Genomic DNA, 10,143 nt, shown 5'->3' on the forward strand with positions numbered 1-10,143 from the left:
GTTGCCTGGCCTCTTCGATTTTGTTTGACCTGCCTTGCAAGGGAAGAAAGGATGCGTCATCCGATCCCGACGTTGGCTGCTGCCCCGCGCGGCCTTCGCAGAGGAAATGCCTGATGACGCTGCATGATGTCGCGCTCGACGACAAGTTCGACCTCGGGAAGGAGCGTATCTTCCTGTCCGGCGCGCAGGCGGTCATCCGCATGCTCCTGATGCAGCGTGAGCGCGACCGCCGCGCTGGTCTCAACACCGCCGGCTTCGTTTCCGGCTATCGCGGCTCGCCGCTCGGCGGTCTCGACATGCAGCTGTGGAAGGCGAAGAAGCAACTCGCCGGGGCCGATATCGTCTTCCAGCCTGGCCTCAACGAGGAGCTTGCCGCCACCGCCTGCTGGGGCTCCCAGCAGGCGGAATTGCTGGGCGAGGGCACCCATGACGGCGTCTTCTCCGTCTGGTACGGCAAGGGTCCGGGCGTCGATCGTTCGGGCGACGTGTTCCGCCACGCCAATCTCGCCGGTTCGTCGAAGCATGGCGGCGTGCTCGCGCTCATGGGCGACGACCATATGGCAGAATCCTCGACCAATGCGCATGCCACCGAATTCCTTTTCGTCGACGCCATGGTGCCGATCCTCAATCCGGCCGGCGTCCAGGAGATCATCGATTACGGCCTCTATGGCTTTGCCATGTCGCGTTTCGCCGGCACCTGGGCGGCGATCAAATGCGTCAAGGACAACATCGAATCGACGGCCTCGGTCGATGCCTCGCTCGAGCGGTTGAACATCGTCGTGCCGGAGTTCGACATGCCGCAGGGCGGCCTCAACATCCGCCACGAAATCGACATGCTCGGCCAGGAGGAACGGCTGCACGAATACAAGCGCGCAGCCGCCTCCGCCTTCATCCATGCCAACGGGTTGAACCGCATCGTCTATTCGGGTGGCCGCAACCCGAAGCTCGGCATCATCACGCTGGGCAAGAGCTATCTCGACGTCCGCCAGGCGCTGGAGGATATCGGTATCGACGAGGCGGCCGCCAACCGCACCGGCGTGCGGCTGTTCAAGGTCGGCTGCCCCTGGCCGCTCGACCTGCATCATATCGCGGAGTTTGCACGCGGCCTCGACACCATCATCGTCGTCGAGGAGAAGCGCTCGCTGATCGAGGTGCAACTGCGCGAAGGCCTCTACGGCACCGCCTCGCAGCCGGTTATCGTCGGCAAGAAAGACGAGCGCGGCGACTGGCTGTTCCCGGCCAAGGGCGCGCTCGACCCCAACGAGATTGCGATTGCCCTTGGCGAGAGGATCGTCAAAACCATCGGTGCGTCCGAGGAGATCTCGGCGCGGGTGGCGAAGCTGCGCCAGTTCCAGGCGATGCTGGCGGACGCCAGCGATATCGGTTCGCGCACGCCTTTCTTCTGTTCGGGCTGTCCGCACAATTCCTCGACCAAGGTGCCGGACGGCTCGATCGCCGCCGCCGGCATCGGCTGCCATTTCATGGCGCTGTGGATGGACCGCAACACCCTCGGCTTCACGGCCATGGGCGGCGAGGGCGCGCAATGGGTCGGTCAGGCGCCGTTCTCCAAGCGCGACCACATCTTCCAGAACCTCGGCGACGGCACCTACAACCATTCCGGTACGCTGGCGATCCGCTTTGCGCTGTCGAGCGAAGCCAACATCACCTACAAGATCCTCTATAACGACGCTGTCGCCATGACCGGCGGCCAGCCGCATGAGGGCGGCCTGACGGTGGACATGATCGCCAGGCAGGTGCGGGCCGAAGGCGTCGACCGCATCGCCATCGTCACCGACGAGCCCGACAAATATGCCGGCAAGGCCGAATTCCCGGCTGGTGCCACCATTCACCACCGCGACGACCTCGATCTCGTCCAGCGCGAGCTGCGCGACGTCAAGGGCGTATCGATCCTGCTCTACGACCAGACCTGTGCCGCCGAAAAACGCCGCCGCCGCAAGCGCGGCACCTTTCCCGATCCCGACAAGCGCGTCTTCATCAACGAACTGGTCTGCGAAGGCTGCGGCGATTGCGGCGTGCAGTCGAACTGCGTCTCCATCCAGCCGGTCGAGACCGAATTCGGCCGCAAGCGCAAGATCGACCAGTCGAGCTGCAACAAGGATTTTTCCTGCGTCAACGGCTTCTGCCCGTCCTTCGTCACCGTGCACGGCGCCAAGATCCGCAAGGCCGAAGGCTTGGCCGGCAAGACCGATCCGCTCGACGGCGTGCCCATGCCCACCGAATTCCCGCTGGGCGGAGAGGGCTGGGCGGCGATCATCGACGGCGTCGGCGGCACAGGCGTCGTCACCGTGGGTGCCGTGCTCGGCATGGCGGCCCATCTCGAGGACAAGGGCTGCGGCATGATCGACATGGCCGGCCTCGCCCAGAAGGGCGGCTCGGTGTTCACCCACGTCCGCATCGCCCGCACGCCGGGCGACATCCATGCCATCCGCGTCTCCGCGGGCAAGGCCGATCTCGTGCTTGGCTGCGACCTCGTGGTGTCGGGCGCCAAGAAAGTGCTGACGGCTGTCCGCGAGGGACATACGATCTTCCTCGCCAACACCGCCGAGATCATGCCTGGCGAGTTTGCCCGGTCGGCCGATTTCTCCTTGCCGGTCGAACGGCTGAAGAAGGCGATCCGTGCCGCCGCCGGCGACGAGAAGGCGCATTTCTTCGACGCCACCGGCACCGCCACCACCCTGTTCGGCAATTCGCTCGGCGCCAACATGTTCATGCTTGGCTTTGCCTTCCAGCATGGAGGCCTGCCGTTGTCGGCGGAAGTCATTGAAAAAGCTATCGAATTGAATGGCGAAGCGGTGGCGATGAACATCTCCGCCTTCCGCTGGGGCCGCCGCGCCGCACACCAGCCGGATTTTGTGCGCGGTCTCATCACCAAGCCCGGCAAGGCGACGCAGGCAGCTGCGATTGCCGAGACGCTGGACGAGATCATTGCCCGCCGTGTCACCTTCCTGACTGCGTATCAGAACGCCGCCTACGGCAAGCGTTATGCCGACAGGATTTCCGCACTGCGGGCGGCGGAGATGAAGGCCATGCCGGGTTCAACCGTTGTGACCGCGGCGGCCGCCAAAGGCCTGTTCAAGCTGATGGCGATCAAGGACGAATACGAGGTGGCGCGGCTCTATACCGACGGCACCTTCGCCGCCGAGCTTGGAAAGCAGTTCCAGAGCTACGAGAAACTCGAATTCCATCTCGCGCCACCGATCATGGGACGTCGCGGCAATGACGGCAAGCCGAGGAAATCGAGCTTCGGCCCGTGGATGATGAAGGGTTTTCGCCTGCTTGCGGCGATGAAGGGGCTGCGTGGCACCGCCTTCGACCCGTTCGGGTACACCGGCGAACGGCGCATGGAACGGCAATTGCTGGCGCAGTATGAGGCCGACCTGGAATTGGTCGCCAAGTCGCTGACGCCGGGCAAGGCCGAGGCGGCGGTCGGCCTTGTTTCGGTCCCCGCGCTTATCCGAGGCTACGGCCATGTCCGGCAAGCCAGTGCCGAAAAGGCCGCGGGCGAGCGTCAAAGGCTACTCGAACGCTTGGCGACGGCGCCGGCAAGGCCCGAGCTTCAGGCCGCCGAATGATCCAAAAAGCGCCTAAAATCAGGCGTTTCAGCCCAGGCTAAAGATTTTTTAATGGGACTATGCCAAGGCTGGGGCTCATTGGGCGCCAGTAATGGGCAAAACAAAAACCGATAACATCCCAGTGGATGTCTATATCCAGTTTGTGCGCTCGTTGTTCGACAACGCGCATATGCTGGTCATCGGCGCGCTTTGCCATGCTGTAATCAGCCTCATGGTCTACTGGCGCAACGGCCAGCCTATTTTCCTGGCTCTGGCCGGGGCGCTGCTCGGCATCGGCGTCTGGCGCTACTTCAGCCTGCGGCGGTTCCATCGCTCGGGCGGCGAGATGCGCGACGCAGCCGAAGCAACGAAGTGGGAGCGCGAATACATCCTGAAGGGCAGCCTTCAAGGGTCGTTGCTGGGGTTCTTTTGCTTCATTTCCATCTATGTCTACTCGGACTCCTATGCCGAGATCGGGGCGCTGTCGGTAACGCTGGCCTCCCTGGTGACTGTGGTCGGCCGAAACTACGGCTCGCCTCGCATGGTCATGATCTTCGCGGTCACCTTCGTCGGGCCGATCGCCGCGGCGCTCATTCTCCGGTTCGACATCCCCTACGTCGTGCTTGGCCTGCTGATCATCCCCTTCATGTTCATCATCAAGGGCAGCGCCGACCATGTCCGCAATGTGTTGTTTTCAGCCGTCGTCGGACACAAGCAGGCGCGGCAGATCGCGCAGCGCTTCAACCGCGCCCTCAACACCATGTCGCATGGCCTGGTCATGCTCGGGCCCGACGGCAAGGTGGTCGTCGGCAACGCCGAGGCCGCGCGTCTGATGTCGCTCAAATCGCCGGACCAATTGCTGGGACGGTCGATTCATTCACTGCTGCTGCGCGGCGTTGCCGGCGGCATGCTGGCGCCGAAGGACTGCCGCTATGTCGAGGCGCAGCTGACGCGTGCGCTGCGCGAGGGCCGCGACCGCAAGGTGCTGGTTTCCTTTTCCAATGGTCAGCACTTCGAGTTCTCTGCCCGCGAAGGCAACCAGGAATTGGGCGTCATCACCTTTGAAGACGTCACGGCGCGTGTCGAGGCGGAGGACAAGATCCGTTTCATGGCGCGCTACGACAACCTCACCGGCCTGCCAAACCGCGCCTATTTCCACGAGCTGGTCGGTGAATCGATGGCCTCCGGCGAACGTGATCGCCTGTGCGGCCTGGCCGTGGTCGACCTTGACGATTTCAAGAGCGTCAACGACACCCTCGGCCATCCCGTCGGCGATGGCCTGATCTATGCCGTCGCCGAGCGGCTCGCGGCCATCGCCGGGCGCGGCATCACCGTCAGCCGTTTCGGCGGTGACGAATTCATGATGTTCTTCGACCGTATCGAGGACGAAAGCCACCTGGCCAGCCTGCTCGACCAGATTTTCGCCGACCTGCAGGGCGAGGTCGACGTTGCGGGCCATGGGTTGCGGATCCAGGCCAGCGCCGGCGCGGTGCTGTCCAAAGTCGAAGAAACCGATGTCGATGCCATGATCGTCAAGGCGGACTTGGCGCTTTACAAGGCCAAGGAGCTCGGCAAGAACGGCTGGCGGCTGTTCGAGGCCGCCATGGATGCCGCGTTCCGCAACCGTCAGCTGATGAAGGCGGATTTGCGCACCGCCGTGGAAAGCAAGGGCCTGCGGGTCGTCTACCAGCCGATCGTGGCGATGAGCACCATGCGCATCGCCAGCTGCGAGGCGCTGTGCCGCTGGGACCATCCCGATCTTGGGCCGATTTCGCCCGGCGTCTTCATTCCGCTGGCCGAGGAGATGGGCATCATCTCCGAGATCAGCACCTTCGTACTCCAGGCGGCCTGCGCCGAATGCGCCAAATGGCCCGACCAGACCAGCGTCTCGGTCAACCTTTCCGCCAGGGATTTCCGCAACGGCGACGTCATCCGCAAGGTCCGCGATGCGCTTGACGCTTCCGGGCTCGCCGCCGGCCGGCTCGAAATCGAGGTCACCGAAACCGCCCTGCTCGACGACAAGTCCCAGACGCGCCAATATATCGAGGAACTGAAACACCTCGGCGTGCGCATCGCCCTCGACGATTTCGGCACCGGCTATTCAAGCCTGAGCTACCTCCACAAGCTGCCCCTCGACAAGATCAAGATCGACCGCTCGTTCGTGATGGACGTCACCCAGAATCCACGCTCGCTCGAGCTGTTGAAGGGCGTCGTCAACCTGACCCGTATCCTGGGCCTCACCGTCACCATCGAAGGCGTGGAGACATTTGAGCAGCTCAAGATCCTGCTGCATTCGGTGAAGCCGGATCTTGTCCAGGGCTTCCTGTTCGGCGCGGCGCTCAGCGCGTCGGGCATCGAAACCATGTCCAATGCGACCTGGCCCTTCGCCGCGGAATTGCAGCCGGCTGCAAAGCGCGCCGCCACCTGAAATCCAGCCATCGAGCTCAGCTTCTCCCCGTAGGTGCAATTTACCATTTGTTAACGTTAATTTAGGGTAAACGAAAACGCTCGGAATTTTGCTTCTGGTTTCCACTGTGCTTCGCTATTGTCGTTGTGCGGCAGTGCGAGGACAAAATGGAAAACAAGTTGTTGGGTACACCCGTTGCGGCGGCTGCGGGCAGGGACAAGAATCGCCCCTCGGTGTTCTCAGATCACATCATGGATGTTCTGGAGCATGTGGAGTATCGCCTTTGCGACGGTGCCGAGGATCTTGAGGCGATCTACAGGCTTCGCTACAACTCCTACATTCACGCCGGCATGGTGAAGCCGGATGCCTCCCGCATGGTGAAAGACGACTTCGACGACCTGCCCAATTCCTATCGCTTTGGCGTTTTCTTCGATGGCGCGCTCGTCAGCACCATCAGAATCCACTACGCCAGCGCAAGATATCCTGTCTCACCCAGCACCGATGTTTTTGGCGACGTGCTGGCGCGGCGCCTGGCGGCTGGCGAGACTTTCGTCGACCCAAGCCGGTTCGCGGCCGATCTTGAGTGGTCCAGCAGTCTGCGCGTGCTGCCATATGTCACCCTCAGGCTGGCGGTGGTTGCCTGCAGCCATTTCAAGCCGACCTATTGCCTGACGGCGATCAAGGAAGAGCATTCCGCCTTCTATCATCGCATCTTCCGGTCGGAGCAAGCGGTGCCTCCGCGAAATTATCCCGGACTTACCGTGCCCGTGCATCTGTTCCAGTCGAAATGCTCCGAGAACATGCAGGCGACGCTGGATCGCTTTCCATTCTTCAACTCCACGGCATTCGAGCAACGCATGCTGTTCCAACGTCCCAAGAGAGGCGAATTGGCGCCGCTGACCATCTTGCCCACCGCCAAATATTTCGAAGCAGCCTGATGCGGTCTTCGGGCCGCTTGCCTCCCCCATCTCGCCGGCCCGGACCAGACCGCTTTTTGGGCAGTATGGATCACGATGGAGCTTTCCAGGCCTGATAGCGTTGTAGGTGGCGGCACCACCGCAAGTTGGGGGCCATCGCCTCAGGAAAGGACCAGGACATGCATATTTCCCAGCTCGCGCTCACGCCGCTTATCTCGCTGATCGCCGGCGTGCTGATCCTCATCATGCCACGGCTGTTGAACTACATTGTCGCGCTCTACCTGATCGTCGTTGGACTGCTCGGGCTTTTCCCGCACCTTGCCAGCTGAAGCAAGCTGTCAGCCGGCGAAGAAGCGCAGGGCTGCGCCGACGATCGCCTCTGGTGCGTCTTCCTGCATGAGATGGCCGGAGCCTGGGACAAGCGTCAACGTGCAATCCGGCAGCATGGCCGCGAGCTTCGCGCCGCTATCCGGTGATATCCAGCGGTCTTCCTCTCCCCACAGCAAGCTCACCGGGCAGCGGAACTTCTGGTAAAGCGGTTCGACCTCATCGGTGAAGCGCTGGTCCATCTGCGCGATCTGACGATAGAAGGCCGGCTGGCCAATCGGGCCTCTCCACGGTGCGATGTAGGGTTCCAGGTCAAGGTCCGGCAAAGGCTTGGCCGCGGCGCCCGAAACATACGCTTTCAGGATCGCCACCTGTATGTAGTCCGGCACTCCGGCGAAGGCGGCCTCATGCTGCCGGACATGCTGGACAAAGGGCGAGCCCCAGGGCCGCACCGCCACCGGGTCGATCAGCAGCAGTCTGTCATAGTCGCGGCCGTCGATCAGATGCGCGCGCAACGCCGTGGCGCCACCGAAATCATGGGCGATGATTTTGGGCCGGTCGAGCCTCCAGAAGTCCAGCATCGCCGTCAGCGCTTTGTTCTGGATGCCCAGCGAAACATCCTGGCCTTCCCGTTTCTCGGATCGCCCATATCCCGGAAGATCGTAGAAATACAGCGTATAGCCGCGCGCCAGTTCCGGTGCGATGCGATGCCAGACATGCGAGGAGAACGGCGTACCATGCACGAGCACGATCGGAGGACCAGAGCCGGCAGTCCCCCACGCGATGGTCGCGCCGTTCCAGTCAAATGTCTGTCTGGGCGTGATCATGGCGCTTCAACCTGGGGGTGTTCATCCGGCGACGATAATCCCTCGCGACGCCGTCAGAAACCGCCAAATTCTCACAGCTGGTTCAACGGGATTCACACATGATGCTGATGACCGGTGACGGCAGAGCGCCCAGGCAACGGATCGGCCGGCGATCTTCAACTTTCCCTTGAGGCAGTTATCGGCCCCAATGCGGCAATAGCGCCATTGCTCTCCGCCCGGCTTTTCGCTATGTGCCTGAAAGATGTCTTCGAAGGGGTATTCCTATGGCTGATCACACGCCGACCGGTCCTGTAGAGCTGGGCGCGAAGATGGACTATGCCGAGCATGACCGCACCTATGCGGGCTTTCTCATGCTGGCCAAATACGGATCGCTTTTCTGCCTTGGCCTTCTCATCGCGATGGCTTTCGGCTTCTTCGCGGGCGGCTTCTTCTCGGCGACCATCCTGTTCATTCTGATCATGGCCGTCGGCGCCTTCATTCTGCGGTAGACTTTCCAAAACCCTCTTGCCTTAACGTCGCCGGACGCTCCGGCCGACAGTTTGCGCAGACAGGTTCCAGCCGAAAGGATCATGCGGTGGGACAGACGGTTTTCATCCCTCGTGAGCTCGATGCGAACGAGCCGCGTGTCGCGGCCTCGCCCGATACGGTGAAACGGCTTGCGGGGCTGGGCTTCGATGTGGTTGTCGAAACCGGCGCCGGTACCAGGTCGCGCATCCCCGACGAAGAGTTTGCCAAGGCAGGGGCTGCCATCGGCAAGGCCGAGGATGTCGTCAGGGCCGATGTCGTGCTGAAGGTTCGCCGGCCGACGGATGCCGAGCTGAAGAGCTACAAATCCGGCGCCGCCGTCATCGCCATCATGGATCCCTACGGCAATGATGCCGCTGTCGCCGCCCTGGCCAAGGCCGGCGTCACAGCCTTCTCGATGGAGTTCATGCCGCGCATCACCCGGGCGCAATCGATGGACGTTTTGTCCTCGCAGGCCAATCTTGCCGGCTACCAGGCGGTGATCGACGGCGCCTCGGAATATGATCGTGCCTTGCCGATGATGATGACGGCGGCAGGCACGGTGCCGGCGGCCAAGGTCTTCATCATGGGTGTCGGCGTCGCCGGCCTGCAGGCGATCGCCACGGCGCGCCGCCTCGGTGCGGTCGTCACCGCCACCGATGTGCGCCCCGCCGCCAAGGAACAGGTCGCCTCGCTCGGCGCAAAATTCCTGGCCGTCGAGGATGACGAGTTCAAGGCCGCCGAAACCGCCGGCGGCTATGCCAAGGAAATGTCCAAGGAATACCAGGCCAAGCAGGCCGCGCTCACCGCCGAGCACATCGCCAAGCAGGACATCGTCATCACCACGGCGCTCATCCCCGGCCGGCCTGCGCCCAAGCTGGTGTCGGCGGCGATGGTCGCCTCGATGAAGCCGGGCTCGGTGCTCGTCGATCTCGCCGTCGAGCGCGGCGGCAATGTCGAGGGCGCCGAAGCCGGCAAGGTTGTGACCACGGCCAATGGGGTCAAGATCGTCGGACACCTCAATGTGCCCGGCCGCGTCGCCGCCTCCGCCTCGCTGCTTTATGCCAGGAACCTGTTCGCCTTTCTCGAGACGCTGGTTGACAAGACGAGCAAAACACTCGCCATCAGGCGCGACGATGAACTGGTCAAGGCAACGATGCTGACCGATGGCGGCAAGGTCGTCCATGCGGCGTTCGCCAAGGCCGACCAGCAGCCTTACGTCGAGCCGGCCGCGATCCCCGCCACAACCATGGTCGCCGACGCTTCGGCATCGCCGAAAAAGTCCGCACCCAGGAAAACCGCCGCATCCAAATCGCCCGCGTCCAAATCGCCCGCGTCCAAGTCGCCCAAGTCGAAAGGCACAGCGTGATGGATCAGACCCTGCAGAAAGCCCTCGACCAGCTCGACCAGGCAAGTGCTGCCGTCCGGCTGGCGGTGCAGAACCTGGCAAACGCTCCAGGCGGCGCCGACGCGGCGGGCAATGCCGCGCATGCGCTCTCCGGCGGCGCGATCGATCCCTTCGTCTTCCGCTTCGCCATCTTCGTGCTGGCGATCTTCGTCGGCTACTACGTCGTCTGGTCGGTGACGCC

The 10,143-nt window shown here is 62.9% G+C and carries 7 protein-coding genes and 1 pseudogene; 7 read left to right on the plus strand and 1 reads right to left on the minus strand.

Annotation, left to right across the window (positions count from 1 at the left end):
• Nucleotides 1–113 precede the first annotated feature (113 nt).
• The 4 genes from FJ958_RS17165 (at nucleotide 114) to FJ958_RS17180 (ending at nucleotide 7,225) form a co-directional block, all read left to right on the plus strand.
• Nucleotides 114–3,593, plus strand: a complete 3,480-nt coding sequence (locus FJ958_RS17165) for an indolepyruvate ferredoxin oxidoreductase family protein (protein ID WP_140744383.1) — start codon at nucleotides 114–116, stop codon at nucleotides 3,591–3,593.
• A gap of 91 nt (nucleotides 3,594–3,684) precedes the next feature.
• Nucleotides 3,685–6,000 (plus strand): EAL domain-containing protein, encoded by a 2,316-nt coding sequence (locus FJ958_RS17170; protein WP_140744384.1) that lies wholly within the window; start codon nucleotides 3,685–3,687, stop codon nucleotides 5,998–6,000.
• A gap of 146 nt (nucleotides 6,001–6,146) precedes the next feature.
• Nucleotides 6,147–6,917 (plus strand): hypothetical protein, encoded by a 771-nt coding sequence (locus tag FJ958_RS17175; protein ID WP_140744385.1) that lies wholly within the window; start codon nucleotides 6,147–6,149, stop codon nucleotides 6,915–6,917.
• 158 nt (nucleotides 6,918–7,075) lie between these two features.
• Entirely contained in the window at nucleotides 7,076–7,225 is a 150-nt protein-coding gene (locus FJ958_RS17180; protein ID WP_140606758.1) for a DUF3096 domain-containing protein, read from the plus strand.
• A 9-nt stretch (nucleotides 7,226–7,234) separates the two neighbouring features.
• Here FJ958_RS17180 and FJ958_RS17185 read toward each other — a convergent pair whose 3' ends face one another.
• A complete protein-coding gene (locus FJ958_RS17185; RefSeq protein WP_140744386.1) occupies nucleotides 7,235–8,050 on the minus strand; it encodes an alpha/beta hydrolase in 816 nt (271 codons plus the stop codon).
• 263 nt (nucleotides 8,051–8,313) lie between these two features.
• Here FJ958_RS17185 and FJ958_RS17190 point away from each other — a divergent pair, with 263 nt between their 5' ends.
• The 3 genes and pseudogenes from FJ958_RS17190 to FJ958_RS17200 all read left to right on the plus strand — a co-directional run.
• On the plus strand, nucleotides 8,314–8,538 hold the full coding sequence (locus tag FJ958_RS17190; protein ID WP_140606760.1) for an aa3-type cytochrome c oxidase subunit IV: 225 nt from the start codon (nucleotides 8,314–8,316) through the stop codon (nucleotides 8,536–8,538).
• Nucleotides 8,539–8,624: 86 nt separating this feature from the next.
• Nucleotides 8,625–9,923 carry a Re/Si-specific NAD(P)(+) transhydrogenase subunit alpha gene (locus FJ958_RS17195; protein ID WP_140744387.1) on the plus strand — a complete coding sequence of 433 codons (1,299 nt, stop codon included), beginning with the start codon at nucleotides 8,625–8,627 and terminating at the stop codon, nucleotides 9,921–9,923.
• Nucleotides 9,920–10,143 (plus strand): annotated as a pseudogene (locus FJ958_RS17200) (NAD(P) transhydrogenase subunit alpha); the annotation flags it as partial. The gene FJ958_RS17195 and the pseudogene FJ958_RS17200, both read left to right, overlap by 4 nt.

Source organism: Mesorhizobium sp. B2-3-5 (genome assembly GCF_006442395.1).
Taxonomy (GTDB): domain Bacteria; phylum Pseudomonadota; class Alphaproteobacteria; order Rhizobiales; family Rhizobiaceae; genus Mesorhizobium.